Genomic DNA, 26,754 nt, shown 5'->3' on the forward strand with positions numbered 1-26,754 from the left:
CAGCTCGCGCCACTCGTCGACGACGCGGTCGACGCTCGCGAGGGCGGCGTCGCTCGCGGGGCCGAGCGAGTTGCCGTCCATATACAGGCGGTCGCCGGGCACGTGATACCGGTCGGCGAACGAGGAGAGCGGATCGGCCTCGTCGAGGCGAGCGGCGAGGACGGCCGGGTCGGCACCGTCGAAGCCGGGCGCGTCGCCGTCGGCCGCGTCGCCGGCCAGCCCGTCGCCGGCGAGGGCGTCGCGGGCCGGGGCGTAGGGATCGTCCATACCCGATCGGGTGGCGCCGCCGACTAATCGTTTCCGGGGCGGGCGCGGATTTCCGGTCGAAACCCTGGCGCGGGGCGTCTCGGCGGTGGGGAGACAGTATCGACGCGATCAGAGGAAGTCTTCGACGCCCATGCCCGCGTCCCCCTCGTCCTCGCCGCTTTCTCCACCGGTGGTCGTCCGGAACACCGCCGGGTTGCGCGTCTGGATCCACACGCGGCCCTCGCCGGAGAACTTCGAGACGAGCCCCTCGCCGCCGAGCACCGCCGACTTGATCGTGCCGTCCGTCTCTCTGGAGACCGCGAGGCCGTCCGTCCACGCGATCAGATGATCGGTGTCGACCACCGTCGGATCGTCGGGCTTCACGTCCGTCTCGACGATCGAGCCGTACGCCGAGAGGAAGCACTGCCCGGTTCCCGACAGTTCGAGGACGCGGAGGCTTCCCGAGGAGAAGAAGCCCTGCGCGTCGTTGAACGCCGTGGACCGCTCGACGGTCGGCTCCCACGCGAGGATCGCCCCCGAATTGACCTTGATCGGCCCGTCTCGGCCGACGTCGACAGCGAAGACGTCACCCGGATGGTCGGGCGCCAGCGTGATCTCGGCCCCGTCCGCCGTCGCCTCGAAGGCGTTCTCCACCACGTCCTGACTCGAACTGATCGCCGACTTGATGATCCCGCCGACCCCTTCACCGCCGCCCACCTCGGCGTCCGCGTCGACGCTCTCGCTCCGGCTTATCATCGCCCCGGTCTCGGCCATGAGTCGGTCGTCTCGGTCCATGGTCGTTCGCAACACCGCGTAGCTCGGACCCTTCTCGATGGTGTACTGCATCTCGTGCGTGATATTCACACACTATCATAGATAATTTACGTATTTTTACATTGGATTGGTGTCACTAACCAGTGATGTTCCGCGTCGAGAACGCCGGCCGGCATCGACCGGTCGGGCGTCTGCGCCCGGCGGCAGTTCGGACGCCGTCTGCCGGACGAGAGCCGGACCCCTACTCGACGATGTCGATCGCGGGCCGGCCGGGCTCGGCCTTCCGGACCACCGCGTCGTCGGCGTCCGCGGCGCGCTCGACGCGGACCGGGGCGTCGAACTCGCGCTCGATCAGCCACGAGGCCGCGCGCAGCGCCTCGTACTCCTCGTCGCCCGACAGGGTCTCCTGCAGCGCCTCGCGGTTCGCCTGCAGGTCCTGGCCGTAGGAGGCGGCGTCGTCGCCCCGCTCCCGGATGTGGCTCTCCGCCATCAGCTCCGAGATGAGGTTGTCCGCGTCGCTGTCGATCGCGACCTCCAGCGCGTCGTACTTCCAGTCGGGCGCGACGACGACGTCGATCCGCTCGGGGTCCTCGATGCCGGCGACCTCGACGATGTCGCGCACGTCCCCGCGGGTGTTGGTCACCAGTCGGCGCCGCTTCTCGACCGTCTCGCGGTCGACCGTCGCGGTCGGCCAGTCGGCCTCGACGACGAAGCCGTCGCGACCCAGCGTCGCCCACAGCTCCTCGGCGAGGTGCGGGACGACCGGCGCGAGCAGGCGGACGGCGACGTCGAGCCCGCGCTCGTAGGTGTCCGGGTCCGGGTCCGCGTGCCCGCGGTAGCTCCGCAGCGTCCCCACGAGGTCCTGCGCCTCGCGGAGCGCGACGTTGAACGTGAGGTCGTCGTACTCGTCGCCCGCGATGGCGACGGCGGCGTCGACCTCGTCGGCGACGTAGTCGTCGACCGTGTCGCGGTCGGCGTCAGGGGGTGCGGTCTCCGCCGCGCCCGCGGCGTACCCCTCGACAAGGTCCGTCAGCCGCGCCAGGAAGCGGTGGGTCGACCGGACGCCCTCCTCGGACCAGTCGAAGTCGCGCTCGGGCTGGGCCGCCTGCATCATGAACAGCCGGGCCGTGTCGGCGCCGTACTCGTCGACGATGCGCTGCGGGGAGACGACGTTCCCCTTCGACTTGGACATCTTCTCGCCCTCCAGCTGGACCATCCCCTGCGCCAGCAGGTTCGTGAACGGCTCGCGGTGCTCCAGCCCCTCCTCGTCGGCCAACACCTTGGTGAAGAAGCGGGAGTACAGCAGGTGCATCACGGCGTGCTCGATGCCGCCGACGTACTGGTCGACCGGCATCCAGTCGTTCGCGCGCTCTAAGTCGAAGGGCGCGTCGTCCAGGCCCGGCGAGACGTAGCGCAGGAAGTACCACGAGGAGTCGACGAACGTGTCCATCGTGTCGGTCTCGCGGGCGGCCGGCTCGCCGCACTCCGGACAGGTCGTCGCCTTCCACTCCTCGGCGGCGTCGAGCGGGTTCCCGGTCGTGTTGATGAACTCCGGCAGTTCGACGGGCAGGTCCTCGTCCGGGACCGTCACCGGGCCGCAGTCGTCGCAGTGGACGACCGGGATCGGGGTGCCCCAGTAGCGCTGGCGGGAGATGCCCCAGTCGCGCAGCTGGTACTGGGCGCTCTCCGCGGCGCTCTCGATGTCCGCGGTGAGCCGCTCGCGGGCCGTCTCGCTGTCGAGACCGCTGTACTCGCCGGAGTCGATGAGGACGCCGTCGTCGGTGAACGCCGCCTCGCTCACGTCCGGCGCGTCCGGAACCGTCTCGCCGTCCCAGTCGTCTGGCTCCGGCGCGACGACCGGCCGGATCTCGACGCCCATCTTCGTCGCAAAGGCGTGGTCGCGCTCGTCGTGCGCGGGCACCGCCATCAGCGCGCCCGTCCCCACGTCCGAGAGGACGAAGTCGGCGACGAAGACGGGGATCTCCTCGCCCGTGGCCGGGTTCGTGGCCGTGAGGTCGGTCTCGACGCCGTTCGGCTCGTCGCCCTCGGGGTCGGCCTCGTGGTGGACGAACTCGTGGACGGCGTCGTCCTCGGCGGCAAGCTCCTCGCTGATCGGGTGGTCCGGCGCCAGCGCGAAGAACGTCGCGCCGTGGACGGTGTCGACGCGGGTGGTGAACGCCTCGACGGGGCCGTACTCCCGCGGCTCGGTTCCCTCGCCGCGTCCGTTCGAGGCGCTCCGCGCCTCGCTCACCTCGAAGTCCAGCGTCGTCCCGTACTGCCGGCCGATCCAGTTCCGCTGCATCTGGCGCACCGAGTTGGGCCACCCCTCCAGGTCGTCGATGGCCTCCAGCAGCTCGTCGGCGTACTCGGTTATCTTCAGGAACCACTGGTCGAGGTCGCGGGTCTCGACGGGCGTGTCGCAGCGCCAGCACAGCTCGGCGTCGCCCTCGACCTGCTCGTCGGCGAGGACCGTCTCGCAGGAGGGACACCAGTTCACCTCGGCGTCGCGCCGCTCCACGAGGTCGGCGTCGGCGAAGCGGTTGAACAGCCACTGGTTCCACTTGTAGTACTCCGGCGTGCAGGTGGTGATCTCCCGCTCCCAGTCGTAGCCGAACCCCATCGACTTCATCTGGCCCTTCATCGTGTCGATGCAGTCGAACGTCCAGTCGCGGGGGTTGGTGTCGCGCTCCTTGGCGGCGTTCTCGGCGGGGAGCCCGAACGCGTCCCATCCCATCGGGTGGAGCACGTCGTCGCCGCGCATCCGGCGGTACCGGGCGTACGCGTCCGTGATGGTGTAGTTGCGGACGTGGCCCATGTGGAGCTTCCCCGACGGGTACGGGTACATCCCCAGCACGTAGGTGGGGTCGTCGGCCTCGTCCGGCGTGTGATACACGGAGGCGTCCTCCCACGCCTCCTGCCACCGATTCTCGACCGCGGTGTGGTCGTAACCCTCCTGAGACATCTGCTTATATACTCGTGGTCGGGTCGGCGTCGTATAGCTTTCCATCCACTGGTGCGGTGTGACACACCGCCTCGTGGGCGCGAATCGGCCGGTTCCGGGAAGGAAACCGACCGCTCGCCCTACAGCTTCCCGGCGTTCCGCGCCTGCTCGACGCGCTTCGTCGCCTGCTCGACCCGCTTCCCGGTCGCGTTCGCGAGCCCGGGCGGGAGCCCCTCGCGCGCCGCCGCGAGTCGCTCCTCGATCCGCGCGATCCGGTCGAGCACGTTCGCCAGCTGACGCTCCGTCCCCTCGCCGTCGCCCTCGCGGGCGCGCTCCTCGGCCCGCTCCGCGGCGTCGACCGCGGCCGCGAGCGCGCGTTCGAGCCCGTTCACCGCGTTCGACGGGCCGCCGCCCGAACCGCCTCCGCCGCCGCTCGTCCCGCTCCCGCCACCTGTGTCGTCGCTCCCGTCGTCGTCATCGCCGTCTCCGTCGCCGCCCTCCGCCGCCGCGGCCGCGACCGCGGCGCGGGTCTCCTCGGCCACGTCGGCGACGTAGCCGGCGAGCGGGGCCGCCCCGGTCTCCGGGCGGTCGATCCGGATCGGCGATCGCCCCTCGCCGTCGTCCGAATCCTCGCCGTCATCGCCTTCCGAGCCCGGCGGGTCCGGGTTGACCCGGTACGCGCCGACCTCGTCGTCGGCGTCGCGGACCTCGGTCGTGTACGCGCCGCCGGCGTGGACGTAGGCCGCGTCGCTCCCGTCGATCGCGGAGTCGTAGATCCGACCGGCGAAGTCGTCCTCGATCGCCGTCCGCGTCAGGTCGACGTCGCTCTCCTCGTCCGAGAGCTCCACCTTCCGCGCGTCCTCGCGGGCGACGAGCGGGATCTCGCCGTCGACGCCGGCGGCCGTCACTGGCTCGTCAGCCGAGACCGTCAGCTCCTCGCTGTGCGGCGCCCGCCCCGCGCCGTTCACCGTCAGCCGGTGGTCGCCCTCGGGGACGCCGTTCGCGACCGCGATCCCGCCCGCGAACGTCGGGACCGCCTCGGGGTCGCTCTCGATCAGGACGAACGACTCGACGCCCGCGTCGGCCGTCGTCAGCCCCTCGCCGTCGGGGGCCTCGTCGGTCTCGGTCGCCCGCGTCACGCGGGCGACGACCGCGTCGAGCGCGCCCGCGGCGTCGCCGCCGACTTCCGCGTCGCCGGCGATGGCGTCGTATCGGTCGGCGAGCTCGGCGCGGTGGTTCCCGGCCGTGACGTCGAGCGCGGGGTTCTCGTAGCGCGGCTGCTCCCACGGCACGCCGGTGGTCGTGATGTGGCTCGCGACGGCGTCCTCGACCGCCTCGGGGACGGCGAACTCGAAGCTGAGCTGCGGCCCGGTGAACGCCGATATCCCCTCCAGTTCGGCGCTCTCGACGAGTTCGTAGCCGACGACCTCGTCGACGGTCTCGTCCGCGAGCGCGTCCTCGCGGTCGGCGTGGCGGAACGCGATCCCCGTCTCCCGGAGCGGGAGGTCGCTCGGGGGCGACCGCAGGGCGTCGAGCGATCGGACGCTCAGCGCCCCGTCGACCAGCGACTCCTCGGTGACGGACGGGAGGTCTGGGTGCTCGTAGATCGGCTCGCCCTCGTACTCGGGGACGACGAAGGGGAGCCGGGCCCCCTCGTCGCGGGGAAGGCCGTACGCGATCGGGATCCCGAGGAGGTCCTCGACGGTGTCGATCGTCGTGTTGGTGATGTCCGCGAGCAGCCCGTCCTCGCCGACCCGCTGGAACCGGTCGGGGATCTCGTTGACCGAGAGCGTGCTGGAGTGCGAGCCGAGCTCGTGGAGGATCCGCGGGACCACGTCGGGGTCGGGGTCGAGGAACTCGTTGTTCGGGACGCTCCGGGAGTGCGAGCTGGCGACGTACAGCTGGGGGTCGCCGGTGTCGAGGTCGACGAAGACGTGGAGCACCTCCCAGTCGTGCCAGTGGAAGTTCGCGGTGAACTGGTCGAACGCGGAGTAGAACCAGAACTGAACGACCGCGAGCGGGGAGTCCTCGTACCGGACCCCGTTGTAGAACACGGTGGGGTTCGGCGGCTCGCCGGCCTCGTCGTACCGCTCGTGGTAGCCGTCGAACGCCGCGAAGCCGTCGACCACCGTCTCGCCGTCCTCCTCGGTCGCGTACGGGCGCGGGTCCGTGGGGAACCACGGCTCCGCCGAATCGAAGTACAGCGTCGGCGCGAACCGGGCCGCGAGCTCGTCGAGCCGGTCCGATTCCAACCCGGCGGTCGCGGCGTCGTCTGCCTCGGAGCCGGAGCAGCCGGCGACCGCGGCGCTCCCGGCGCCCGCGAGCGCGCCGAGGACGGTCCGCCGACCGACGGTCCGCCGGTCGGCGTCCGGATCCGGCTCCCCGGTCACGGGCGGTCCTCCCCGCGGACCGAGGCCGTATCTATCGTCGCCGCTCGCGGCTCCTGATTCATTTCACTGACTTACGACCGTAGCATCGAATAAGTCTTCTGACGCCGAGGGGCCCGCCACTCAGACGAGCCCGGGAGAAGGTATTTGCGCTCGGACCCGTGACTCCTCGGTATGGACGGCAAGAAGGCCCTCTACTACGGCGCGGTCGCGTTGGCGGTCCTCATCGGCGTCAGCGTCCTCGTCTCCGTCGTCTCGGCGATCCTCAGCATCGCGTGGGCGGTGATCTCGGGGGTCGTCACGCTCGCCGTTCTCGCCGGGCTCGCGTACGTCGCGTACAAGGCGGGCTCTTGGTTCCTCGGGAGCGACGACCCGACCGCGAACTCGGACTCGATCGGCGCGTCGCGGTCGAGCTCGTCGACCGCGTCCGGTGACGCCTCGGAGAGCAGGCAGGACCGCCTCCGCCAGCAGTACGTCGAGGGACAGATCAGCGAGGCGGAGTTCGAGCGCCGGATCGCCAGCGAGCTCGAGACGGAGGAGCTCGACGACATCGACCGCGAGCTGGAACGGGAGCGGTAGGCGGCGAGCAGTGGGCGGTCAGAACCGCTCGCGGAGCTCGCCGCGGAGGTCGTCGAGGTCGAGATCCTTCATCGCGAGCAGCACCAGCAGGTGATAGACGAGGTCGGCGCTCTCGGCGGTGAGCTCGTCGAGATCGTCGTCCTTCGCCGCGAGGATGGCCTCGGTCGACTCCTCGCCGATCTTCTCTAAGACGGCGTTCTCGCCCTTCTCGTGGGTAAAAAGCGAGGCCGTGTACGAGCCCTCGGGGAGCTCCGCCTTCCGGGACGCGATGGTGGCGAACAGCTCGTCGAGGACGGCCTCGGGCGGGGCGTCGGGGTCCTCTCGCGCGTCGGTCTCGGGGTCGCTCACGCGACCACCTCGCGATCGGGGAAGAAGGCGAGGTCGTGGATCCGCGGGTCGTCGGTGAGCTCCGGGTGGAACGCGGTGGCGACGACGGGGCCGTCGCGAACGGCCACCGGGCGGCCGTCGACGGTCGCGAGCACCTCGACGTCCGGGCCGACCTCGTCGATGAGCGGCGCGCGGATGAAGACGGCGTGGAACGGCTCGTCGAGACCGGTTACCGGCATCTTCGCCTCGAAGGAGTCCTTCTGCCGACCGAACGCGTTGCGGTCGACGGAGACGTCGACGAGTTCGAGCGCGTCGACGCGGTCGTCCTTCGCGTCCCGCGAGCAGACGATGAGGCCGGCGCAGGTGGCGAGCACGGGCTTCCCGCTCGCGACGTGCTCGCGGATCTCCGCGGCGATCCCCTCTCGGTGGATCAGCCGCGAGATGGTCGTCGACTCCCCGCCCGGCATGAGGAGCACGTCGCAGTTCGGCACGATACCGGCGTCGCGGACCTCGACGACCTCGGCGGACTCGTCGTGAGCGGCCGCGGCGTTCCGGACGGCGGCGGCGTGCTCGGCCACGTCGCCCTGCACGGCGATGACGCCTGCTTTCATGTCACTCACTCGGTCGGGGACGGGCAAAAAGGGCGCGCTACCGGTCAGCCGGCGGGAAGTGTTCGAACGGAGACGTCGGACCGTTAGGCGACCGTCAGCGAGAGGATCTGCACGAAGACGCCGAAGAGGACGCAGAACGCGAGGACGGTCTTGGGACTCATCGAGATCGCGTTCCGGTCCTCGTTGTCGAAGTAGCGGACCAGTCCCGCACTGGACATCAGCCCGCCGGAGTTGGAGCCACTGCTCATACTCGTCAGTGACCCGCGCGGCGTTCTAAACGTTTCGCTCGCGGCCGACGAGCCTCGGCCGCGGCCGGCGAGCCGAATCCGACAGCCCCCGCGTATCGCCGAGTGGGAAACCCTTATGCGCGGTCCGCCGGTAGAACCGGTCGGATAATGACTGTTCGACTGCTGGATTTTCACGCTGACTGGTGCGGCCCGTGTAAGACGCAGGACCCGATCCTGGAGGAGATCCAGGAGGACCTCGGCGACGCCTTCGAGCTCCAGAAGGTGAACGTCGACGAGGAGCAGGACGTCGCCAACCAGTACCAGGTCCGCTCGCTCCCGACGCTGATCATCGAGAACGACGACGGCGTCGTGGACCGCTTCGTCGGCGTCACCCAGCGCGAGGACATCGAGGCCGCGCTGTCCGAGGCCGGCGCCTGAGGCTCGGACCGCCCGTTCGGTTTCGGCGGTCCGGGGTACCGCCGACCCGCCGCCGCGTCTCGCAACCTTTTACAGCGTCGCCGCGACAGTAGCCGTATGGCCAGCTTCGACGCCGCGGAACGCCGCAACCTCGACCGGCAGATCTGCATGCGCTGTAACGCCCGCAACGCCCCCGACGCGAAGCGCTGCCGCAAGTGCGGCTACAAGAACCTCCGCCCGAAGGCGACGGAACGCCGCGCCACGTAAGCGGTCGTCCCCTCATTCGTTCTCTGCGACCCGTTTGTTCGGTAGCCGCGGGTGCAATCTGTCTGGTCATCTCTCCGTTGATCGGGTATCGATCGTTGCTCTCGTTGACGTCGCGATGAACACCTCCAAAGCCCCAGCCGCTCGGTTATAAGTCGTTGTTGACGCGTTGAACACCTCCAAAGCCCCAGCCGCGAGGCGGGCGCACGCTCGTTGCGCTCCTCGGTCACTCACTTCGTTCGTTCCCTGCGGTGCTTCCGTCGCCTGCGCCCGCCTCGCGGCTGCCCCTTTGAGTCCCGCCCCGCACCACGACCGCACCTCACGCCTCCCCAGCCTCGTCGGACCGGCGCGGTCGCGCCGGTCCGACTCCCTCGCGCGTGCGATTCGCGCCCTCCGGGCGCTCATCGGCACGCGCCACCGCCGCGTTTGTATATAAACGCCCTCTGCGTTCCTCGCTCCTCGCTCTTCGCTCGTTGCCGAGCCGTGATCCGCGCCGTGATCCGCGCTGTGCCTACCCCACCACCGCGAGCGCGAGGAGCATCCCGCCGGCGGCGGCGGGCGGGATGGTGAGGTTGTCGTCGACGGCGACGCCACGGATTATCGGTGGGAGGCCGTCCGCGACCGCGGCGGGGGCGGCGCCCGCGCCCGCGACGACGACGCCGACGTCGGGGCCGAAGGCGGGGATGGTGAACGGAACGGCGAGCCCGAAGCAGACGAGGAACATCGCGACCCACGCGGCGGGCCGCTTCGCCTCGGTGGCCTCGTTGTCCCCCAGCGCGCCGCTGACGGGGTCGCCGACCGACAGCATCCACATCGCGGGGATCGCCAGGGTCGGCTCCAAGAGGAGGACCGCGCCGGTCATGCTCACCTGGTACAGCGCGTAGCCGGCGAGCGCGTCGGTCTCGTACTCCCGGGTGAGCTTCCGGTAGAGCCAGTGGTCGAGCCCGACGACGAGCCGGAGGAACTCCAGCGTGAGGACGACGGCGAGCGCGGCGAGGAGGAAGTAGCGCGTCTCCGTCCACGTGAACCAGCCGAGCAGGTACGGCACCGGGTAGAGGGTCCCCCCGGAGTGGACCAGCCGCCGCTCGAACTCCACGTCGGCCCGCCACTCCGCCGCCGGAAGGGGCACGGGTCAGTTGGTCTCGACGTCCGTCTCGACGCTCTGGTACCGGTCCCGCAGCGCGTCGAACGACTCGCCCGCGCGGAGCGCGGCCAACTCGCCGGCCAGGTCGTCGGCGGGGACCCGGACCTGCGCGGCCGAGTCGCGCTCGCGGACGGTGACGGTGTCGGGGCCGTCCCCCTCGATCCCGTCGCGGTCGATCGTGACGCAGAACGGCGTTCCGACCTCGTCCTGGCGGCGGTAGCGCCGCCCGATCGAGCCGGAGTCGTCGTACGCCACCGCGAGGCCGGCCGCGCGCAGGTCGCCCGCGACCCGGTCCGCGAGGTCGACGAGCCGGTCGTCGTTCGTCACCAGCGGGAATACCGCCGCGTCTTGGGGCGCGATCTCGGGCTCCAGCGAGAGGTACGTCCGCGCCTCGTCGTCGACCTCGTCCTCGCGATACGAGTGCGCGAGGAGCGTTTGGACGGTGCGGCCCACGCCGAAGGACGGCTCGACGACGTGCGGGGTGATGTGCTCGCCGCTCTCGGTGGTCTCCTCGACGGCGAAGTTCGCGACGTCGACGTCGACTTCATGCCTTTCACCGTTCACGTCGACCGCGACCGTCTCGCCGTGGAAGGCGTCGGGGTCGCGCTCGGCGAGCGTCTCCAGCGCCGCGGCGACCGCGCCGGCGTCGCCGCCGAACTCGGGACCGAGGACTGACATGTCGGGGTCGACCGTCGCGCGCTCGACCGTCTTCGGCTCGTCGTAGCGCTTGAACACGGTGAACGAGTCGTCGCCGTACTCGCCGTGCTTCGAGAGGTCGTAGTCGGAGCGGTACGAGAAGCCGGCGATCTCGATCCAGTCGCCGTCGACCTCGCTCTCGGCGTCCCAGCAGTCGGCCGCGTAGTGGGCGCGCTCGCCCGCGAGGTGCTGGCGGAACCGGAACCGGTCGGTGTCGACGCCGACGCGCTCGTACCACGCCTTGGCGACGCCGAGGTAGTAGCCGACCCACGGGGAGCCGATGACGCCCTCGTCGACCGCCTCGCCCACCGTCGTCTCGACGTACTCGCCGTCCTCGGCCTCCTGTTCGGTCGCCGGGTACAGCCGGACGTCGACGTCGCGGACGCGGTCCAGCGGGGGTTCGTCCTCCTCCGGGTCGATGAACTGCTCCAGCTCGGCCTGCGTGAACTCGCGCAGGCGGAGGAGCCCGCCGCGCGGCGAGATCTCGTTGCGGTAGGCGGGTCCGATCTGGGTGATCCCGAACGGGAGGTTCCCGCGGGCGTACTCCTTCAGTCGCGGGAACTCGACGAAGATCCCCTGGGCCGTCTCCGGCCGGAGGTAGCCGGGCTGGCCGTCGCCCGGGCCGATGTCGGTCGCGAACATGAGGTTGAAGTCCTCGACGGGTTCGCCGGCGAGCGGGGTGCCACAGGAGGGGCAGGCGATCTCGTTGTCCGCGATGAGGTCCTCGACCTCGTCGCCGGGGAGCGCCTCGGCGTCCTCGATCTCCGTGACGGCCTCCACGAGGTGGTCGGCGCGGTGGGACTCGCCGCACTCGCCGCACTCGACGAGCATGTCGTCGAACCCCTCGAGATGGCCGGACGCCTCGAAGACGGCCTCCGGCATCACCGTCGGCGCCTCGATCTCGCGGTTCCCCTCGCGGATGGTGAACCGGTCGCGCCACGCGTCCTCGAGGTTCCGCTTCAGCGCCGCGCCCTGCGGACCGAACGTGTAGAAGCCGGCCGTCCCCCCGTACGCGCCGTTCGAGCCGAAAAAGAAGCCCCGTCGCTTCGCCAGTTCGACGAGGTCGTCCGCGGCCATCTAGAGGCCCTCCAGCAGGTCGACGTCGCGCACGATACCGTTGAGATCGGTCCCGTTGACCAGGGGAACCTGCTCGATGTCGTTGCTGATGAGTTCCTGTGCGACCTCCTTCGCCGTCCGGGTGCCGCTGACCGTGACGAGGTCCTCCGTCATGAAGTGGCGCGCCGCCTCCGCCGGGAGCTCCACGTTGCGGGTCGGGAGGTAGCGCGCGCCGGTGGCCTTGATACCCTCCCAGGACCACTCGGAGTCCTGTTCGGCGATCGAGTCGCCCGTGCTCGCCTCGCCCTCGACGACGCGGGCGACCTCGAGAATGTCGACCTCGGTGAGCATGCCGGCGATCGCGGCGTCGTCGTCGAGCACGACCGCGTAGGGGACGTTCGCGAGGCCGATCTCCCGCTCGGCGACCGGCAGCGGGGTCTCGGTGTGGGTCGCGTTGACCGCCTCGGTCGCGAGTTCGCCGACCTCGGTGCCCCCGTTGATCTCGCCGCGGGCGATCGCCCGCACCACGTCGGTGACGGTGAGGATGCCGACGAGCTCGTCGCCGTCGACGACGGGGAGGCGGCGGGAGCGCTCGGCGACCATCGTGGCCGCGGCGTCGACGAGGTCCTCGTCCGCGCCGATCGTCGGGACCTCCCGCATCAGCAGCGCGAGCTGGTCTTCGTCCGGCTGCTCGATGAGGTCGTCGCGAGTGACGAGGCCGCGGTACACCTCGTCGCCGTCGACGTCCTTCACGACGGGGACCGAGGAGAAGCCGTACTCCTGGATGTACTCCAGCACGTCGTTCCGGCTCCCGGGAATCTCGACGACGACGAGATCCGACCGCGGCGTCATGGCGTCTGACACGTTCATGCACCGTCTTTCAGCGTGGCACCTCTTGTATACTGCGAAGGTGGTCGGAGACGGCGCGGCCGCGGGTCGGCGCTCGAACGGCGTCACGTATCCGACAACTATCCGACCGATCCGTCGGATCGACGCCCGACCGGCGCCCCGGGCCGTCCGATCGACGGTTCTATCCCGGATTCGCCGTCGATCCGCTCGATCGAACCGGGAATTCGCCGACTGCGGTCGGCTTCGGTTCGGAACGCTTATACGTACTGTGAACAATTGACAATCATGTCACGGAGTTCCACTCCTTGGGACGACCCGGACCCCGATCACCGTCGGACCGCGCTGCCCGCGGACCCGACGCTCGACGCCGACGATTCGCCGGACATCATGGCGTCGATCGACTCGTCCGCGTCGCGATCGGAGCTGGTGATCGCGGACGTCTCGCGGGAGAACGCGTGGGTCTCGGTCGACGAGACCGACGCGACCGTCCTCGAGGAGTGGTGCTGACTCGGTAGTCGCTCGACGGTATCGACGGCCTTCCGGCTGTCCCGCGCCGCCCCGTTCACCAGCGACTCCCGGCCGCAGTCACGCGGATTCTCGGATATTTTTCACGCGGATTCCCGGAGCCCTTCGCCCAGTTCCCACGCGCGGATCAGCGACGCGATCGTCCGACACGTCGGCGCCGCGGCCCCGAAGCGGTCGGCGCGGTCGGCGACGGCGCCGTAGATCGCGTCGACCTCGGTCCGACGCCCCGCGGCGACGTCCTCGTGCATCGACGAGCGGTTGGCCGCGGTTTCGTCGGCGACGCGCTCGACGGCGGTGACCGCCTCGTCCTCGCCGAGATCAACGCCGTCGGCGCGCGCGACGCGGGCCACCTCGCGGGCCGCCTCGCGCGCCACCTCGCCGCCCGGCCCGTCGAGCGTCGCGCCGTTGGTGAGGCGCGCGAGCGCGGAGGGGCCGTTTATCCCCGCGTTGACCGCGAGCTTCTCGTACCGGCGTCGGGGCATGTCCGCGGCGACCGTCGTCTCGATCCCGGCCTCGTCGAACGCGGCACCGACGCGCTCCGCGAGGGGGTCCCGACCGCCGGCGAGCGAGCCGACGACGACCTCGCCGATCCCCGTACACGTCACCCGTCCGGGCTCGGCGAGCAGGGCGCCGTAGCTCGCGGTGCCGGCGAGCACGGTCGGGTCGAGCGCGGCGACGAGCCGATCCTCCGTGAGCCCGTTCTGCAGCGAGCAGACCGCGTCGTACTCGCCGGTCGCGAGCGCCCGCGCCGCCGCGTCGGTGTCGTACGCCTTCGTCGTGACCACGGCGAGATCGGCGGCGCGGTGCGTCCCGTCGGTGAGCGCCCGCGGACGGACGCGCTCGTCGATCTCCCCGTCGATCCGGAGCCCGTCCTCCCGGATCCGCCGCATGTGCGGGTCGCGCCCGACGAGGGTGACGTCGTGGCTCCGGGCCAACAGCCCGCCGATCAGGCTGCCGAGCGCGCCGGCGCCGTAGACGAGGACCTCCATGCGCGGTACCACGGGACGCGACTGAAAAGGAGTGGCGGTGGCGCGGGCCACCGCGTCGGGAACTCGCCGCCCGTCAGCACTCGCCGCCCGTCACCCTTTCAGCCCGCTCCCGGTCAGGGGGACGACGACGTCGTCGTCGGCCGCGAGGGTCCCGCGCTCGCGGAGCGCCCGGAGCGCGGTCGGCGCGACGGCGCAGGTCGGCTCGGTGTAGAAGCCCGCCCGGTGGAGCCGGTCGAGCTCGCGCTCCGCCGCCGACTCCGTCACCGCGAGCGCGTCGCCGCCGGTCTCGGCGACGGCGTCGAGGATCTCCCCTTTCCGAACCGGCTCCGCGATCTGGATCCCGTCGGCCGCCGCGTTGACGCGTCCGTCGGGGTGGGCGGCCTCCGGCCCGTGCAGCTCCCGGACGATCGGGGCGATCCCGGCCGCCTGCGCGCCGAACAACCGCGGGACCGCGTCGATCCAGCCGGCGCGTTCGAGCCGCCGGAACCCCCGGTACGCGCCGAGGAACAGGGTGCCGTGGCCGAGCGGCGTGACGACCGCGTCCGGGGCCTCCCAGCCGCGCTGGCGAGCGATCTCGTAGGCGACCGTGGCCGTCCCCTCGAAGAAGGCCGGGTTCCAGGCGTGGCTGGCGTACCACGCGGCGGCGCCGGGACCTCCGCCACCTTCGCCCGCGTCGCCCTCGCCGTCCTCACTGCCCGCGTCGCCCTTGCCGCCTCCACCGAGCGCGGCGACGCAGGCGTCGGTCACGTCGCTCCGACCGCCCTCGATCCGGACCGGATCCGCCCCGGCGCGGCGGATCGCGCGGAGCTTCGACTCCTTGACGTCGGCCGGCACGTACACCGCGGCGTCGATCCCCGCCCGGGCCGCGTACGTCGCGATCGCCGCGCCGGCGTTGCCGGACGAGTCCTCGACGACGCGGTCGACGCCGAGCTCCCGGGCGCGCGTGAGCGTCGTCGTCGCGCCTCGGTCCTTGAACGATCCGGTGGGGAAGACGTACTCCAGCTTGAACTCGGCGTTCCACTCCGCTCCGTCGGGCCCGGTGTCGCCCCGCGAACCGTTCGATTCGCCCCGCGGCCCGTCGGCGTCGCCCCGCGGCCCGTCGGCGTCGACGAGCGGGGTCATCCCCTCGCCGAGCGTCACCCGGTCGGCGGGGTCGTCGCCGACGGCGAGGAACGCCGCGAACGCCCAGAGCCCGGCGCCCGTGTCGAGGGTCTCGCCCGCTTCGGCGTCCGGGGCCGGGCGATCCGGAATCGGCGGGTCGGCGAAGTTCAGGGGGGCGCCGCACTCGCAACGCCACCGGTCGGCGACGGTCCGACCGCACTCGGGGCAGGCGAGTCGCTCGGGGGCGTCGTCTCCTCCCGGGCTCGCTTCCCCCGCGTCCGGTCCCGTCTGGTCGTCGTCGGTCCGCATCAGTAGCGGTCGACGTTGGTGCCGACCGAGCAGACGTACTCGCCGGCGGCGACCTGCGGGAGCCGCCTGGTCCGCCAGAAGATCCCGTCGGCGTCGGCGGTCACGCGCCCTTTCAGCTCGCCGAAGGTGTCCGTCACTTCGAAGAGGGCGTCGCCGGCCTCGACGCGCTCGCCGAGGTCGCGCTCGAATCTGACGAGCCCGCCCGCGGGGGACCCGTACTGGTCGAACCCGCGCGCCCGGACCTGCCGTTCGACGTCGGCGCCGCCGTCGAGGAAGCCGTAGTGCCGGAGCACGTTGAACACCCCATCGACGCCGTATCGGATCGACTCCTCGTCCCAGCCGACGGCGCCGCCGAGCTCGGGGTCGATCGTCGGGATCCCGTGCTCCGGCCCGGCCCGCGCGAGCTGACCGTCCGGGCCCTTGATGTCGAGGACGTGCCCGCAGCCGAACACCTTCGCGAGCTCCAGGCAGTCGCCGTGGAGGTGATGGCGAATTCCGCACCGCACCCGCGTCTCGTTTATCATCCGGCTGGTCGATCCCTGGTGGAGGTCTAAGATGAGGTCCGCGCGCTTCGCCGCCTGGAACGTCGCGTGGGCGATCCGCTCGCTCGTCGTCCCGTCCTCGTCGCCGGGGTACCCCCGGTTCATTTTCCGGTCGTCGATCGGGTTCCGATGCTCCGCGACCTGAAAGCCGAAGTAGTTGACGATGCCGACGACGAGGACCGCGCCGGACAGCTCCGTCGGGTCGATCCGCGGGACGACGCGGTTGACGACCCCGAGCCCGTTGAGCTCGTCGCCGTCGCTGACCGCCTGCACGTACAGCGTCTCTCCGTCCGTCGCGCCGTTGATGACGGCGACCGGCAGCCGCACGGGGCTCCCGTCCCGCGTCTCCCCCACTTCGAGACGGCCCGTGTCCGTCTCGCCCGGCGGGGCGCGGGCCGTTCCAAGCGTGATCATTACGCGAATGTGGGTCGGGCGCCCCTTTATCCGTTCGGTCCACGGCGATTCACCGACACAAGCTTTATCGCCGTCTCGGTCAACAAACCGGTACCGAGCGCCGCGTTCGCCGGGCGCCCGGGACCGGCACGCGCTCCGTCGCGCCGGACCCGCCCCCGGCGATCCGGCACCCCGGCCGGCGGTCGGGTGCGGTCCCACACACATGAGCATCGACATCGACCCGCTGTCTGCCGACGCCGGACTCACGGTCACGGACCACATCGAGAACACCCAGTTCGAGGTGTACACCGACCGGGCGGTCGACCCGGTCGCGACCCCCGAGCAGGCGCACTACTTCCCGGTCGACGCCAGCGTCACCGTCGAGACCGCGTCGGTCGAGATCCCCCGGGTCACCATCGTCGAGACGCGCGCCGGCGACGGGACCCTCCTCACTCGGGGCGACTCCTACGCGATGCCGTCGGACCAGTACCATGTCGGGATCGACCCCGCGCCGACCAAGTTCTACCTCGCCTTCGAGTCCGGCTTCTCGGTGTCGACGACGGACCGAACCACCCGGATCGACCTCGATGCCCCCGCCGAAGTCGCGCTCGGGTTCCGCTCGCTCCACCAGGTGCCCGCCGGGACGATCGAGACGCCGACCGATCCCGAGTCGCTGATGGACGCCGTGTCGCTGCTGGGCTCCGCGCTCCAGACGACGAGCCCGGAGCGGTCGTTCCCCACCCTCCGGGGGCACCCGCCGCTGATCGAGGCGGGCGACGAGCTCCGCGTCCCGGACCGGATCGAACCGCCCGACTCCGGGGTCCGGATCGTCGTGCCGCCGACCTACGAGCACCTCTACCCGATCGTCTCGCTGGCGTACTACTTCGCGGCCGACGTCGTCCCCGGGGACGCGCCCCGGATCGAGGGCGACGGTTGGAGCCACCCGCTGGAGCCGGACTTCGAGCGCCGGGCCGCCGAGGCGCTCCGGCAGTCGTTCCACTTCGACTGCCTCGCCCGCACCGAGGGGTTCTACCCGGTCGACCTCCACGAGCGCGAGACGACGGACCTGGACCTCGACTGGGGCCGCCTGTACGACCTGCCGCTCGCGGAGCGGCTGGGCGAGTACCTCGACGTACCGTTCCGGCGGGTCGAGCCCGAACTCCCGCAGTGGACGCTGACGACCGACGTGCGCCCCGATCCCGAGAACGTCGAGATGCTCCCGTTCGTCGCCGGGGAGCTGTCGGTCGTCCGGTCTCCCGAGACGGTCACCCCGGTGACCGCGGGCGAGGGCGGCGGCGTCGGGCTCTTCCGCGGTTCGGGCGCCGACTCGGCTCCGCGCTCGGCGCCGCTCGGTCCCGACGAGTTCGTCCGTGGCGGCGCCGGGACCGAGCCCGTCCGTGGCGGTGCCGGAACCGAACCCGTCCGCGGCGCCGACGCCGGCGTCTCCCGCGGCGCCGACGCCTCGACCGACCGCAGCGCGGTCCCCGCGGACGCCGACTTCGTGCAGCCGGAACCGGTCGACACCGTCGAGCACGCGTGGGTCGGCGAGGGGGTCCCGCTCGACGCCAACAAGGCCACCCTCGACGCGTACTACCGCCGGCTGGAGGCCGGTCAGGTCGAGCAGTCGCGGATCTCCGTGCTCGTCGTCTGCAACGACGAGCAGATGCGCGAGGAGGGCGAGGTCGCGGACCTGTACGGCCTCCGCGACATGGTCCAGTTCGACATCGAGGTGCGCCACGACCTCACCCGCGCGGAGATGCGCGACGTCCTCGAGTCCGACGTCGACTTCCTCCACTACGTCGGCCACGTCGACCACCGCGGGATGCAGTGTACCGACGAGTACCTCGACTTGACCGACGAGGACCTCGACGTCGGCATCAGCGCCTTCCTGCTCAACGCCTGCCAGTCGTACCGGCAGGGCGAGGCGCTGGTCCACCGCGGTTCCCGCGGCGGCATCGTCACTCTCTCCGACGTGGCGAACTCCCCCGCGACGCAGCTCGGTCGCATCATCGCCCGGCTGATGAACGGCGGCTTCAATCTCCGGACCGCGCTGAACGTCGCGAAGCGCGAACTGATCACCGGCTACCAGTATATCGTCGTCGGCGACGGTGGGACGACGATCTGTCAGAGCCAGAGCGGGACGGCTGCAGTCGTCGAGGTGCACAACGGTGGGCCACCGTGGGACTTCTCGATCAAAACGTACCCGAACGGCCCTTACGGCGTTGGAACGCTGACGACTCCGAACACCGGATCGGATACGGCTAACTACTACGTCCCGAGTAATATCGATCTGCAAAATGTACGTGAGTCGGAACTCAAGACGTTTCTCAATCTTGAGGTGCTTCCGGTCTTTACCGAATCGGGACTCGTCTGGAGTGACGAATTCGACTGATTACGGCCCGGCGGTCGACGAGAGGGCGCCCGCCGCCGCGGGCGCCGCCTGCGTCAGCAGGAGGAGCGCGGTGAACAGGACGCCGGCCATCTTCGGGTGCTCTGCCACGTATTCTGCAACACTTTCGTGCATATTACACAAGATATCGCATGTAATTAAATCACACATTATTGTGCGCCAACCATTTCCTGATATTTGAATACTCAAGAGTTATAAACAAACTCGGCAACGATCGAGCCGATCGGCGCCGCACCGCCTCGCTCGGCCGTATCATCGGTGTATTAAAGGGCGTTTCGGCGCAGTTATCAGCATGGGAAAGGCGGACGACGTCGACCTCCTCGACCCGTTCCGTCAGTTCCTCTCGCTGCGGCGGGACGTGCTCGTCCTGTCGCTCGCGATGTTCGCGTTCAGCCTCGGCTTCCAGATGACGAACCGGTACGTCCCCGAGTACATGTCCGCGTTGGGGGCGAGCGCGTTCGTCATCGGGCTGTTCGGGACCGTCGGAAACGTCATCGGCGCGGTGTACCCGTACCCGGGCGGGCGGCTCTCGGACCGGATCGGGTCGCGGCTCGCGCTCACGCTGTTCGGACTGTTATCGAGCCTCGGGTTCGGCGTGTGGCTCGTCGCGCCGACCCTCGGGACCGTGCGGTTCGCGGGCGTCGTCTTCGAGCCGTGGATCTGGATCTTCGTCGGGCTATTCTTAGCGCAGGCGTGGAAGTCGTTCGGGCTCGGCGCGACGTTCGCGATCGTCAAGCAGTCGGTGCCGCCGGAGCGGCTGGCGCGCGGGTTCGCGAGCACCGAGGTGTTCCGCCGGACCGCGTTCCTGATCGGCCCGCTGATCGCGGCGGGGATCATCCAGTACGCGGCCGACTTCACCGTGAGCTTCCAGTACGTGCTCGCGGTGGCGCTCCTGTTCGGCGTTGTCGCCACCGCGCTCCAACACACGCTCTACGACGCGAGCGAGGACACGCTCGGCAAGGAGTTCGAGGGGGTAAGCGAGGTGGTCGAGGACCTCCGGAGCCTCCCGCCCGAACTCCGCCCGCTGCTCGTCGGCGACACGCTCGTGCGGTTCGCGAACGGAATGGTGTACGTGTTCTTCGTCATCGTGATCACGCAGTTCCTCGAGGTCGGCCTCGACGTCGGCCCCCTCTCCCTGTCGCCCGCGGCCTTCTTCGGCGTGCTGCTGGCGATCGAGATGTCGGTCGCGCTCGTCTCTATGCCGCCCGCGGCGCGCGCCGCGGAGCGGGTGGGGCTCAAGCCGGTCGTCGCGCTCGGCTTCCTCGTGTACGCGGCGTTCCCGGCGCTGCTCATCAACGTCCCCGCCGACACGCCCCTGACCGCGCCGCTCGTCGTCGCGCTGTTCGCGTTCTCCGGCCTCCGGTTCGCGGGGCTCCCCGCGCACAAGGCGCTGATCGTCGGCCCCGCAGAGCGCGACACCGGCGGTCGCGTCTCGGGGTCGTACTACCTCCTCCGCAACGCGGTCGTCATCCCGAGCGCGGCGCTCGGCGGCCTGATCTACGGCGGGTTCTCGGTGCCGGGAACCGGGCTCTCCGTCGCGGGGGATCCCGTCGTCGCGTTCGGGCTCGCGAGCGCGATCGGGCTCGTCGGCGTGGCCTACTTCGCGCTGTTCGGCGAGGAGTACGACGCGTACGCCTGACCGTCGGCGGAGCGGTGGTTCGAGACGGCGCGCCCCGGTCGCCCCGCCGTTTTTCACCTCCCGCGACCGAGAGCGGGTATGACGGACACCGCCGCCGCGATACGGGAGGCGTTCGAGCACACCGACTACGACCTCGGTGACGTCGCGGTCAACCGACGGCAGGTGCGCGTCCCGGTGCTCCAAGAGGGGGCCGACCCCGACGCCCTCCGAGCGGTGATCGAGGAGGCGCTCGGCGCGGACGCGGTCGTCGGTGCCACCGTGCGCACGGAGACGATCGACGGCGAGGACACCATCGGGACGGTGGTCTCGTTCCAGCACCGGCCGTGACGCGGTACGATTAAGCGTGCGGTACCCGTAGCCACCGCGTATACGATGACGGCCGACCACGGACACGACGGCGCACAGTACCTCGCCGGGTCGCCGGTCCGTGTCGCGGTCCTCCGGACGCTCCGGCGGGAGCCGCGTCGCCCGGCCGCGCTGACGGACGCGGTCGACGCGACCCGGACGACGGTCCAGCGGATCCTCGGGGGATTCCGCGAGCGCGACTGGGTCGTCAAACGCGACGCGACCTACCGCGTGACGCCGACGGGGGAGCGCGTCCACGACGCGTACGAGGCCCTGTTGGACGAGGTGGAGCTCGCCGACCGGTACGGGGGGTTCGCCGCCGACCTCGAACGCGTGGGCGCCGAGTTCCCTCCGGAAGCGCTCGACGCCGGCGAACTGACCGTCGCGACGGACGGGAACCCGCTCGCCGCGGTCGACCGGATCACCGAGCTCCTCCGCGAGGGCTGCGGCGCCGAGATCCGCGCGGTCTCGCCGATCGTTATCCAGCAGTTCAACCGGGCGGCCGCGACCGCGCTCGACGCCGGCGCGGAGGTCGAGCTCGTCATCGACCGCGACGTCGTCGAGGCGTCGATCGCCGACTTCGGGCCGGCGACCGACCGAGCGCTCGACGACGACGACGCGACGGTCTACGTCTCGCCGGAGCCGATCGAGTACGGCGTGTTCAGGTGCGACGACGTCGCCTGCGTGACGGCGTACGACCGCCGGAACAACCCCCGATGCGTGCTGGAGTCCACGGACCCGGCGGTGGTCGAGTGGGTCGACGACCGGTTCGAGTCGTTCGTCGCCGACGCCAGCCGGCTGTCCGCCGTCGTCGAGAACGCCTGATCTGAGGCGATTACGCCTCGGTGTCGCCGTCGGAGTCCCCCGGGGACTCGCGGTCGTCGTCGCGGCGGTCGGGATCGAAGTTGGCGGGGACGACCGTCGGGTGGTCGATGCCGACGGACGGGGTGCTCGCGCTCATAGCTCTGTCTGGGCGTACGCGACGCACCGACTAAAAATTACTCATGGGCATAACGCATCCCGCCCGCGGGAGGGTATGTTCAGTGGTTATCCGATTCTCCTATTTCGGGGCTACTCGCCGAACTCGTCGGCGTACAGGTCCTGCGCGTGTTCGATCGCCGCTTTCGCGGCCGCCTTGTCCTCCCAGCCGAGGGTCTCGACCTCTTTCCCGGCCTCGAGGTTCTTGTACGTCGAGAAGAACTCGTCTATCTCGTCGCGGATCTGCTGGGGGATGTCCGCGAGGTCCTCGATGTGGTCGAAACGGGGGTCCTCGGTGGGCACCGCGATCACCTTGTCGTCCTGCTCGCCGTCGTCGTCCATCTTCATGAGCGCGACGGGGCGGGCCTCGACGACGCAGCCGGGGAACGTCTGGTCCTCGACGAGCACCATCACGTCGAACGGGTCCTCGTCGTCGTAGTACGACTGCGGGATGAAGCCGTAGTCGTACGGGTAGTGGACGTTCGAGTGGAGCACGCGGTCGAGGACGACGCCGGGGATGTCCTTGTCGTACTCGTACTTGTTCCGCTCGCCCTTGAGACACTCCACGACCGCGTAGATCTCGTCGGGCGCGTCCGGACCCGTCTCGAGTTCTTCCCAGAGGTTGACCATGTGCCAGATATTCGGTCCAAGGGTCGCAAAGTCCTTTCGGGTTCCCCTCGCCGTCGCGACCTCGGCGAGGCCGGAGCCCCGTCGACGTGACCCCCGCTTTTGATCGATCGTCTCGTCGATCCGGCCGTTTCGGAGCCCCGTTCCTCGACCGACATCCGGCCGGTTTACCAGTTGATCAACTGTCAATTTCCACCCGAACCTTCCGACTCGTCTGATAGATCGTCACGGATGCGTCTCGTTGACCGGCGATCACTCGGATGCGGCGGTCGGTCCGTATCGGCGGCGTCGCATCCGATAGCTCCGATATCGGGGGTATCAGGGGTTTCTTCCGCAGCTAGGTATTTAAACACCGACGAACCTTGAGAAAGGTTATAAGTTCGGCTTCCCTTCAGTCAACTATGTCAGAGGCACAAGCAGTTACTGACACGGAGGCAGCGCGACCGGCATCGGACCTAACGGCGTTCCAACAGAACATCCTCGCGATTCTGTCGGAGGAACCCATGTACGGGCTCGCCATCAAGCGCGAGCTGGAGGCGTACTACGGCTCCGAGGTCAACCACGGGCGGCTCTACCCCAACCTCGACGACTTGGTCGAGGACGGGCTCGTCGAAAAGAGCGAGCTCGACAAGCGGACGAACCAGTACGAGCTGACCGAGGCCGGCCACGACGCGGTCCTCGGACAGCTGGAGTGGGTCCTCGACCGGTTCGTTACCGACGAGGCGCGCGGCGACGAGATTCGCGCGCTCCTCGGCGAGTAACGCCCGAAGGCCCCGCGAGACGCACCGGCGACTAACCGACGCAATTCTGGCACACGCACGCGCGGTGAAAACCGCGCGCCCTCAACCTTCTGAGCGACGGCGGCGTCGTCGCCGCCGCGACCGCCGATCCGGGGCTCGACTACGGCGAGTCCGGCCCGTCGACCTCGGCGGCGGTCGACTCGATCACCGTCAGGGACTCCTCGACGACGGCGAGCTGCTCGTCGGTCGGCCAGCCGTTCCGCGGCAGGTACTCCTCCCGGAACTCCTCGCGCACCGCGGGCGCGGCGTCGTCGACCGCGCGGACGTAGTGATTGCTCATGAACGCCGCGAAGCTGCGGGCGGTGTCGGCGTGCGGCTCGCCGTGCGCGTCGGCGACCGCGTCGGCGACCGCCTCGTTGTAGGCGGCGATCTCGTCGTAGCGGTCGGCGTCGCCCGGCCCGGACAGCGACACCTCGACGGCCCGGTCGGTGGTCTCGATCCGGTCGAGCTGCACCGTCCCGTCGGCCATCCACTCGTCGGGGTACAACACGAGGGTGTCGTCGTCCTCGCGGAGCCGCGGGGCGTAGTCGTGACCCGCGACGAGTTCGTCGCGGCGATCGCGGTAGAACGCGGCGGCCGCGTCGTCCTCGGTCCGCCGGGCGAGCCGCGTGAGCCGCTCCGCCTCGTCGACGACCTCGACCGGCACGTCCGGGACCCGATCGTCGTCGCTCGCGCCGTCCTCGGCCGCGTCCCCGTCACCCTCGGGCTCTTCGGCCGCCATCACCTCTCGCGCTCGTTCCTTCGCCCACTCCGGGGGTTCGTCGTTAGTTCGCGTCATCGAGTGCCTCGTTCGCTAGATCGTCGGCGCGCGCGTTTATCTCCCGCGGAACGTGGCCGATCGACCACCGGTCGAACCGCGCTAACAGCTCTCTGGCGCGCACCCGCTTCTCGCGCAGTTCGGGGTCGTTGGCGTCCCACTCGCCGCGCACCTGCTTGACGATCAGCTCCGAGTCGCCGCGGACGTCGATCGCCTCGAAGCCGTACTCGTCGGCCGCCTCCAGTGCCCGGATCAGTGCGGCGTACTCGGCCTGGTTGTTTGTGACCGTCCCGATCCGCTCGCCGCCCTCGGCGACGACGCCGTCGGACGTGACGAGACACCAGCCGACCGCGCCGGGCCCGGGGTTCCCGCGGGAGGCGCCGTCGAAGTAGACGTGCGCGCGGCCGCCCCCCTCGCGGAGGAGGTTCGTCAGCCGCGTCGGGTCGCTCCCCTGTACCACGACCTTGTCGTCGTACGCGACGGCGACGGCGCCCTCGCGCTCGGCGCGCCACCGCTCGTGGGCGGTGTTTCCCGGCTCGATCCGGACGCCGGCGTCCTCCAGACGGGTCCGCGCGGTCACCGGATCGCAGTCGATCGTCGGCATTCGTTCGCAGTCGTCGCCGGCGCGTCAAAGGCCTGTCCGTCGCCGGTGCGGTGAAGACCGTCCCTCGTCGGTGCGGTGAAGTCGGGTCCGTCGCCGGTGTGGTGAAGACCGTCCCTCGCCGGCGCCTCACCGCGCGGTCGGGCGATCCCCGTCTCTCACGAACTTTTAAGTTAATCCGTTAAGATAGTATATAAATGCGATGACACGGCCCACCCGGCAACGGGATCACGACCGGCAGCGTGTGCGGGACGAGGACGTCGACGAAAACGAAATTGACCCGGAAGAGCTGGACCCGGAGGAGTTAGACCCGGAGGACTTCGACCCCGCGGACCTGACGCGGACGGCGGACGGCGAACTGATTCACGAGGAGACCGGCCTGATAGTCGAAGAGGAACAGATCGATCCCGGCCCGGAGTGGCGCGCGTTCAATCACTCGGAGCGGCAGTCGAAGTCGCGCGTCGGCGCCCCGACGACGAAGACGATGCACGACAAGGGGCTGACGACGACGATCGACTGGAAGGACAAGGACGCGTACGGACGATCCATCTCCTCGAAGAAGCGCTCGCAGATGCATCGGCTTCGGAAGTGGCAGGAGCGCATCCGGACGAAAGACGCGGGCGAGCGCAACCTCCAGTTCGCGCTCTCGGAGATCGACCGGATGGCCAGCGCGCTCGGCGTCCCCCGATCCGTCAGGGAGGTCGCCTCGGTCATCTACCGACGCGCGCTCAACGAGGACCTCATCCGCGGTCGGTCGATCGAGGGCGTCTCCACCGCCGCCCTTTACGCCGCCTGTCGCAAGGAGGGGATCCCACGGTCGCTGGAGGAGATCTCCGACGTCTCCCGAGTCGACCGCAAGGAGATCGGCCGGACGTACCGCTACATCTCCCAGGAGCTCGGCTTAGAGATGCGTCCGGTCGACCCGAAGAAGTACGTCCCCCGCTTCTCCTCCGAGCTCGAACTGAGCGAGGAGGTCCAGTCGAAGGCCAACGAGATCATCGAGACGACCGCCGAGAAGGGGCTCCTCTCCGGGAAGTCGCCGACCGGGTACGCCGCCGCCGCTATCTACGCGGCCTCGCTCCTGTGTAACGAGAAGAAGACCCAGCGCGAGGTCGCCGACGTCGCGCAGGTGACCGAGGTCACCATCCGCAACCGGTATCAGGAGCAGATCGAGGCGATGGGGATCCACAGCTGAACGAAGCGACGGGGATCCACGACTAGGCGCCGGCGCGGGCGAGCGGCGCGGCGTTTTTCGGATCGCGCGCACGTACCGTAACGCATGCTCGTCTGCGGGACGCACCGAGGGCTGTATCGGCTCGACGATCCGCTGGACGACCCGACTCGGGTCGCCGCGTGCGGGCGGGTCCGCGAGGTCGTCCGCAGCGGCGACGCCCGAATCGCCGCGACCGAGGAGGGGCTGCTCCGCTCGACCGACGGGACCGAGTGGGACCGCTTCGAGCTCTCCGAGGACCCGTTTTCCGTCCTCGCCGGTCCGGAGACGGTCCTCGTCGGCACCCGGCCGGTCGGCGTACAGCGGGCGAGCCCGGACCCGGAGACCGGGGACTGGCGGTTCGACCCCGTCGGCGACCTCGCCGCGCATCCGCACGGGGAACGGTGGCGCGACCGGGCGCCGGACGGCGAGCCGAGCGTCAGGACGCTCGCCATGCACCCGGACGACGGGGTCCTCGCGGGGCTCGAACCGGGCGGCGTCTACGCCTTCGGCGGGGAGTTCTGGCGGCGGTACGGCCGCGGCGTCCACGACGACGTCCACGACCTGCGCGTGCTCGGCGACGGCGGCGTCGTCGCCGCCACCGGGAACGGGCTCTACCGGACCGACGACGGCGACCGGTGGCACCGGCTCGACACCGACTTCCGCGACTTCTGGGCGAACTACTTCCGCGAGGCGATCGTCCACGGCGGGCGGCTCTACGCCGGGGCGAACCGCTGGGGGCCGGACGCGCCCTCGGGCGTGACCCTCTCGGCGCCCGCGGACGACGGGGAGTTCGACGCCGATGCCGACCCCGTGCCCGCCGCCGACCCGGCGTTCGTGGTCTCGTGGGCTGTCACCGGGGACGCCCTCGTCGGCGGGACGCTGCGCGTCGACGACGACGGGTTCGCCGCTGAGGAGCCGGCGCCGCTGGTCGTGCGCGAGGACGGCGCGTGGAGCACCGGCGCGACGCTGCCGGCCGGCGTCACGTCGCTCGCGACCTGACCGCCGCC

28 protein-coding genes and 1 pseudogene are annotated in these 26,754 nt (G+C 70.3%); 11 read left to right on the top strand and 18 right to left on the bottom strand.

The window, feature by feature from the left end; translation table 11 throughout:
- From DJ73_RS09730 to DJ73_RS09745, 4 genes and pseudogenes are all read right to left on the bottom strand, one after another.
- Window positions 1-267, bottom strand: a pseudogene (locus DJ73_RS09730) (kynureninase); the annotation flags it as partial.
- Between the two features lie 108 nt (window positions 268-375).
- Window positions 376-1,110 (bottom strand): TIGR00266 family protein, encoded by a 735-nt coding sequence (locus tag DJ73_RS09735; RefSeq protein ID WP_141211935.1) that lies wholly within the window; start codon window positions 1,108-1,110, stop codon window positions 376-378.
- A gap of 151 nt (window positions 1,111-1,261) precedes the next feature.
- Window positions 1,262-3,982: a leucine--tRNA ligase gene (gene leuS / locus DJ73_RS09740; RefSeq protein ID WP_094557856.1), complete on the bottom strand. Its 2,721-nt coding sequence runs from the start codon at window positions 3,980-3,982 to the stop codon at window positions 1,262-1,264.
- A gap of 119 nt (window positions 3,983-4,101) precedes the next feature.
- Window positions 4,102-6,351, bottom strand: coding sequence for a hypothetical protein (locus DJ73_RS09745; RefSeq protein WP_094557857.1), 2,250 nt, complete (start codon window positions 6,349-6,351; stop codon window positions 4,102-4,104).
- Window positions 6,352-6,522: 171 nt separating this feature from the next.
- Between DJ73_RS09745 and DJ73_RS09750 the strand changes: the two genes are divergently transcribed.
- Window positions 6,523-6,927 carry a hypothetical protein gene (locus DJ73_RS09750; protein ID WP_094521889.1) on the top strand — a complete coding sequence of 135 codons (405 nt, stop codon included), beginning with the start codon at window positions 6,523-6,525 and terminating at the stop codon, window positions 6,925-6,927.
- Window positions 6,928-6,945: 18 nt separating this feature from the next.
- Here the strand turns inward: DJ73_RS09750 and hisE are convergent, their stop codons facing one another.
- The 3 genes from hisE to DJ73_RS09765 form a co-directional block, all read right to left on the bottom strand.
- A complete protein-coding gene (gene hisE / locus DJ73_RS09755; protein ID WP_094521888.1) occupies window positions 6,946-7,275 on the bottom strand; it encodes a phosphoribosyl-ATP diphosphatase in 330 nt (109 codons plus the stop codon).
- Window positions 7,272-7,865 (bottom strand): pyridoxal 5'-phosphate synthase glutaminase subunit PdxT, encoded by a 594-nt coding sequence (gene pdxT / locus DJ73_RS09760; RefSeq protein WP_094521887.1) that lies wholly within the window; start codon window positions 7,863-7,865, stop codon window positions 7,272-7,274. The genes hisE and pdxT overlap by 4 nt, the downstream gene beginning before the upstream one ends.
- Window positions 7,866-7,948: 83 nt before the next feature.
- Window positions 7,949-8,113: a preprotein translocase subunit Sec61beta gene (locus DJ73_RS09765; protein WP_094521886.1), complete on the bottom strand. Its 165-nt coding sequence runs from the start codon at window positions 8,111-8,113 to the stop codon at window positions 7,949-7,951.
- Between the two features lie 147 nt (window positions 8,114-8,260).
- Here DJ73_RS09765 and DJ73_RS09770 point away from each other — a divergent pair, with 147 nt between their 5' ends.
- Window positions 8,261-8,530, top strand: coding sequence for a co-chaperone YbbN (locus tag DJ73_RS09770; RefSeq protein WP_008002506.1), 270 nt, complete (start codon window positions 8,261-8,263; stop codon window positions 8,528-8,530).
- A 96-nt stretch (window positions 8,531-8,626) separates the two neighbouring features.
- Window positions 8,627-8,776, top strand: a complete 150-nt coding sequence (locus tag DJ73_RS09775) for a 50S ribosomal protein L40e (RefSeq protein ID WP_094521885.1) — start codon at window positions 8,627-8,629, stop codon at window positions 8,774-8,776.
- Window positions 8,777-9,284: 508 nt separating this feature from the next.
- Here DJ73_RS09775 and DJ73_RS09780 read toward each other — a convergent pair.
- The 3 genes from DJ73_RS09780 to DJ73_RS09790 are packed head-to-tail and all read right to left on the bottom strand — an operon-like array spanning window position 9,285 to window position 12,539.
- The gene (locus tag DJ73_RS09780; protein WP_094521884.1) at window positions 9,285-9,902 is read right to left on the bottom strand and encodes a dolichol kinase; all 618 of its coding nucleotides are present in this window, start codon (window positions 9,900-9,902) and stop codon (window positions 9,285-9,287) included.
- A 3-nt stretch (window positions 9,903-9,905) separates the two neighbouring features.
- The gene (gene glyS, locus DJ73_RS09785) at window positions 9,906-11,690 is read right to left on the bottom strand and encodes a glycine--tRNA ligase (RefSeq protein WP_094521883.1); all 1,785 of its coding nucleotides are present in this window, start codon (window positions 11,688-11,690) and stop codon (window positions 9,906-9,908) included.
- Window positions 11,691-12,539, bottom strand: coding sequence for a CBS domain-containing protein (locus DJ73_RS09790; RefSeq protein ID WP_094521882.1), 849 nt, complete (start codon window positions 12,537-12,539; stop codon window positions 11,691-11,693).
- 264 nt (window positions 12,540-12,803) lie between these two features.
- On the opposite strand from DJ73_RS09790, the gene DJ73_RS09795 reads away from it, so the two are divergent.
- The gene (locus tag DJ73_RS09795) at window positions 12,804-13,025 is read left to right on the top strand and encodes a hypothetical protein (protein ID WP_094521881.1); all 222 of its coding nucleotides are present in this window, start codon (window positions 12,804-12,806) and stop codon (window positions 13,023-13,025) included.
- 101 nt (window positions 13,026-13,126) lie between these two features.
- On the opposite strand, the gene DJ73_RS09800 is transcribed toward DJ73_RS09795, so the two are convergent.
- From DJ73_RS09800 to DJ73_RS09810, 3 genes are all read right to left on the bottom strand, one after another.
- Window positions 13,127-14,032: a ketopantoate reductase family protein gene (locus tag DJ73_RS09800; RefSeq protein ID WP_094557858.1), complete on the bottom strand. Its 906-nt coding sequence runs from the start codon at window positions 14,030-14,032 to the stop codon at window positions 13,127-13,129.
- A gap of 90 nt (window positions 14,033-14,122) precedes the next feature.
- On the bottom strand, window positions 14,123-15,442 hold the full coding sequence (locus DJ73_RS09805) for a pyridoxal-phosphate dependent enzyme (protein ID WP_094557859.1): 1,320 nt from the start codon (window positions 15,440-15,442) through the stop codon (window positions 14,123-14,125).
- Window positions 15,442-16,398 (bottom strand): succinylglutamate desuccinylase/aspartoacylase family protein, encoded by a 957-nt coding sequence (locus tag DJ73_RS09810; RefSeq protein WP_094521878.1) that lies wholly within the window; start codon window positions 16,396-16,398, stop codon window positions 15,442-15,444. The genes DJ73_RS09805 and DJ73_RS09810 overlap by 1 nt, the downstream gene beginning before the upstream one ends.
- Before the next feature lie 202 nt (window positions 16,399-16,600).
- Between DJ73_RS09810 and DJ73_RS09815 the strand changes: the two genes are divergently transcribed.
- Window positions 16,601-18,769: a caspase family protein gene (locus DJ73_RS09815; protein WP_094557860.1), complete on the top strand. Its 2,169-nt coding sequence runs from the start codon at window positions 16,601-16,603 to the stop codon at window positions 18,767-18,769.
- Here DJ73_RS09815 and DJ73_RS20960 read toward each other — a convergent pair whose 3' ends face one another.
- Window positions 18,770-18,901, bottom strand: a complete 132-nt coding sequence (locus tag DJ73_RS20960; RefSeq protein WP_254921630.1) for a hypothetical protein — start codon at window positions 18,899-18,901, stop codon at window positions 18,770-18,772. It abuts the gene before it with no gap.
- A gap of 178 nt (window positions 18,902-19,079) precedes the next feature.
- Between DJ73_RS20960 and DJ73_RS09820 the strand changes: the two genes are divergently transcribed.
- The 3 genes from DJ73_RS09820 to DJ73_RS09830 all read left to right on the top strand — a co-directional run bounded on the left by DJ73_RS09820 (window position 19,080) and on the right by DJ73_RS09830 (window position 21,596).
- Complete coding sequence (locus DJ73_RS09820) at window positions 19,080-20,426, top strand: MFS transporter (RefSeq protein ID WP_094557861.1); 1,347 nt, start codon at window positions 19,080-19,082, stop codon at window positions 20,424-20,426.
- Between the two features lie 78 nt (window positions 20,427-20,504).
- Window positions 20,505-20,753, top strand: a complete 249-nt coding sequence (locus tag DJ73_RS09825; protein ID WP_094521875.1) for a hypothetical protein — start codon at window positions 20,505-20,507, stop codon at window positions 20,751-20,753.
- Window positions 20,754-20,798: 45 nt separating this feature from the next.
- Window positions 20,799-21,596 carry a winged helix-turn-helix domain-containing protein gene (locus tag DJ73_RS09830; RefSeq protein WP_094521874.1) on the top strand — a complete coding sequence of 266 codons (798 nt, stop codon included), beginning with the start codon at window positions 20,799-20,801 and terminating at the stop codon, window positions 21,594-21,596.
- A 10-nt stretch (window positions 21,597-21,606) separates the two neighbouring features.
- Here the strand turns inward: DJ73_RS09830 and DJ73_RS20965 are convergent, their stop codons facing one another.
- Both DJ73_RS20965 and DJ73_RS09835 read right to left on the bottom strand, forming a co-directional pair.
- Window positions 21,607-21,732 (bottom strand): hypothetical protein, encoded by a 126-nt coding sequence (locus DJ73_RS20965; protein WP_254921631.1) that lies wholly within the window; start codon window positions 21,730-21,732, stop codon window positions 21,607-21,609.
- A 110-nt stretch (window positions 21,733-21,842) separates the two neighbouring features.
- Window positions 21,843-22,379, bottom strand: a complete 537-nt coding sequence (locus DJ73_RS09835) for an inorganic diphosphatase (protein ID WP_094521873.1) — start codon at window positions 22,377-22,379, stop codon at window positions 21,843-21,845.
- A 398-nt stretch (window positions 22,380-22,777) separates the two neighbouring features.
- Here DJ73_RS09835 and DJ73_RS09840 point away from each other — a divergent pair, with 398 nt between their 5' ends.
- A complete protein-coding gene (locus DJ73_RS09840; RefSeq protein WP_094521872.1) occupies window positions 22,778-23,137 on the top strand; it encodes a PadR family transcriptional regulator in 360 nt (119 codons plus the stop codon).
- Between the two features lie 139 nt (window positions 23,138-23,276).
- Here the strand turns inward: DJ73_RS09840 and DJ73_RS09845 are convergent, their stop codons facing one another.
- Together DJ73_RS09845 and rnhA are read right to left on the bottom strand one after the other, a co-directional pair.
- Window positions 23,277-23,954, bottom strand: a complete 678-nt coding sequence (locus DJ73_RS09845) for a hypothetical protein (RefSeq protein WP_094521871.1) — start codon at window positions 23,952-23,954, stop codon at window positions 23,277-23,279.
- Window positions 23,941-24,537: a ribonuclease HI gene (gene rnhA, locus DJ73_RS09850; RefSeq protein ID WP_094521870.1), complete on the bottom strand. Its 597-nt coding sequence runs from the start codon at window positions 24,535-24,537 to the stop codon at window positions 23,941-23,943. Before rnhA ends, DJ73_RS09845 begins: the two co-directional genes overlap by 14 nt.
- A 199-nt stretch (window positions 24,538-24,736) precedes the next feature.
- On the opposite strand from rnhA, the gene DJ73_RS09855 reads away from it, so the two are divergent.
- Window positions 24,737-25,729 (top strand): transcription initiation factor IIB family protein, encoded by a 993-nt coding sequence (locus DJ73_RS09855; protein WP_094521869.1) that lies wholly within the window; start codon window positions 24,737-24,739, stop codon window positions 25,727-25,729.
- An 84-nt stretch (window positions 25,730-25,813) separates the two neighbouring features.
- Window positions 25,814-26,746, top strand: coding sequence for a hypothetical protein (locus DJ73_RS09860; RefSeq protein WP_094521868.1), 933 nt, complete (start codon window positions 25,814-25,816; stop codon window positions 26,744-26,746).
- Window positions 26,747-26,754: the final 8 nt, after the last annotated feature.

Source organism: Halorubrum sp. Ea1 (assembly GCF_002252965.1).
Lineage (GTDB): Archaea > Halobacteriota > Halobacteria > Halobacteriales > Haloferacaceae > Halorubrum.

Coding starts and splice junctions, on each gene's coding strand:
- leuS (WP_094557856.1), bottom strand. CDS start 3,982: ATGTCTCAGGAGGGTTACGACCACACCGCGGTCGAGAATCGGTGGCAG.
- DJ73_RS09750 (WP_094521889.1), top strand. CDS start 6,523: ATGGACGGCAAGAAGGCCCTCTACTACGGCGCGGTCGCGTTGGCGGTC.
- pdxT (WP_094521887.1), bottom strand. CDS start 7,865: ATGAAAGCAGGCGTCATCGCCGTGCAGGGCGACGTGGCCGAGCACGCC.
- DJ73_RS09765 (WP_094521886.1), bottom strand. CDS start 8,113: ATGAGCAGTGGCTCCAACTCCGGCGGGCTGATGTCCAGTGCGGGACTG.
- DJ73_RS09770 (WP_008002506.1), top strand. CDS start 8,261: ATGACTGTTCGACTGCTGGATTTTCACGCTGACTGGTGCGGCCCGTGT.
- DJ73_RS09775 (WP_094521885.1), top strand. CDS start 8,627: ATGGCCAGCTTCGACGCCGCGGAACGCCGCAACCTCGACCGGCAGATC.
- glyS (WP_094521883.1), bottom strand. CDS start 11,690: ATGGCCGCGGACGACCTCGTCGAACTGGCGAAGCGACGGGGCTTCTTT.
- DJ73_RS09790 (WP_094521882.1), bottom strand. CDS start 12,539: ATGAACGTGTCAGACGCCATGACGCCGCGGTCGGATCTCGTCGTCGTC.
- DJ73_RS09795 (WP_094521881.1), top strand. CDS start 12,804: ATGTCACGGAGTTCCACTCCTTGGGACGACCCGGACCCCGATCACCGT.
- DJ73_RS09800 (WP_094557858.1), bottom strand. CDS start 14,032: ATGGAGGTCCTCGTCTACGGCGCCGGCGCGCTCGGCAGCCTGATCGGC.
- DJ73_RS09805 (WP_094557859.1), bottom strand. CDS start 15,442: ATGCGGACCGACGACGACCAGACGGGACCGGACGCGGGGGAAGCGAGC.
- DJ73_RS09810 (WP_094521878.1), bottom strand. CDS start 16,398: ATGATCACGCTTGGAACGGCCCGCGCCCCGCCGGGCGAGACGGACACG.
- DJ73_RS09815 (WP_094557860.1), top strand. CDS start 16,601: ATGAGCATCGACATCGACCCGCTGTCTGCCGACGCCGGACTCACGGTC.
- DJ73_RS20960 (WP_254921630.1), bottom strand. CDS start 18,901: ATGCACGAAAGTGTTGCAGAATACGTGGCAGAGCACCCGAAGATGGCC.
- DJ73_RS09820 (WP_094557861.1), top strand. CDS start 19,080: ATGGGAAAGGCGGACGACGTCGACCTCCTCGACCCGTTCCGTCAGTTC.
- DJ73_RS09825 (WP_094521875.1), top strand. CDS start 20,505: ATGACGGACACCGCCGCCGCGATACGGGAGGCGTTCGAGCACACCGAC.
- DJ73_RS09830 (WP_094521874.1), top strand. CDS start 20,799: ATGACGGCCGACCACGGACACGACGGCGCACAGTACCTCGCCGGGTCG.
- DJ73_RS20965 (WP_254921631.1), bottom strand. CDS start 21,732: ATGAGCGCGAGCACCCCGTCCGTCGGCATCGACCACCCGACGGTCGTC.
- DJ73_RS09835 (WP_094521873.1), bottom strand. CDS start 22,379: ATGGTCAACCTCTGGGAAGAACTCGAGACGGGTCCGGACGCGCCCGAC.
- DJ73_RS09840 (WP_094521872.1), top strand. CDS start 22,778: ATGTCAGAGGCACAAGCAGTTACTGACACGGAGGCAGCGCGACCGGCA.
- DJ73_RS09845 (WP_094521871.1), bottom strand. CDS start 23,954: ATGACGCGAACTAACGACGAACCCCCGGAGTGGGCGAAGGAACGAGCG.
- rnhA (WP_094521870.1), bottom strand. CDS start 24,537: ATGCCGACGATCGACTGCGATCCGGTGACCGCGCGGACCCGTCTGGAG.
- DJ73_RS09855 (WP_094521869.1), top strand. CDS start 24,737: ATGACACGGCCCACCCGGCAACGGGATCACGACCGGCAGCGTGTGCGG.
- DJ73_RS09860 (WP_094521868.1), top strand. CDS start 25,814: ATGCTCGTCTGCGGGACGCACCGAGGGCTGTATCGGCTCGACGATCCG.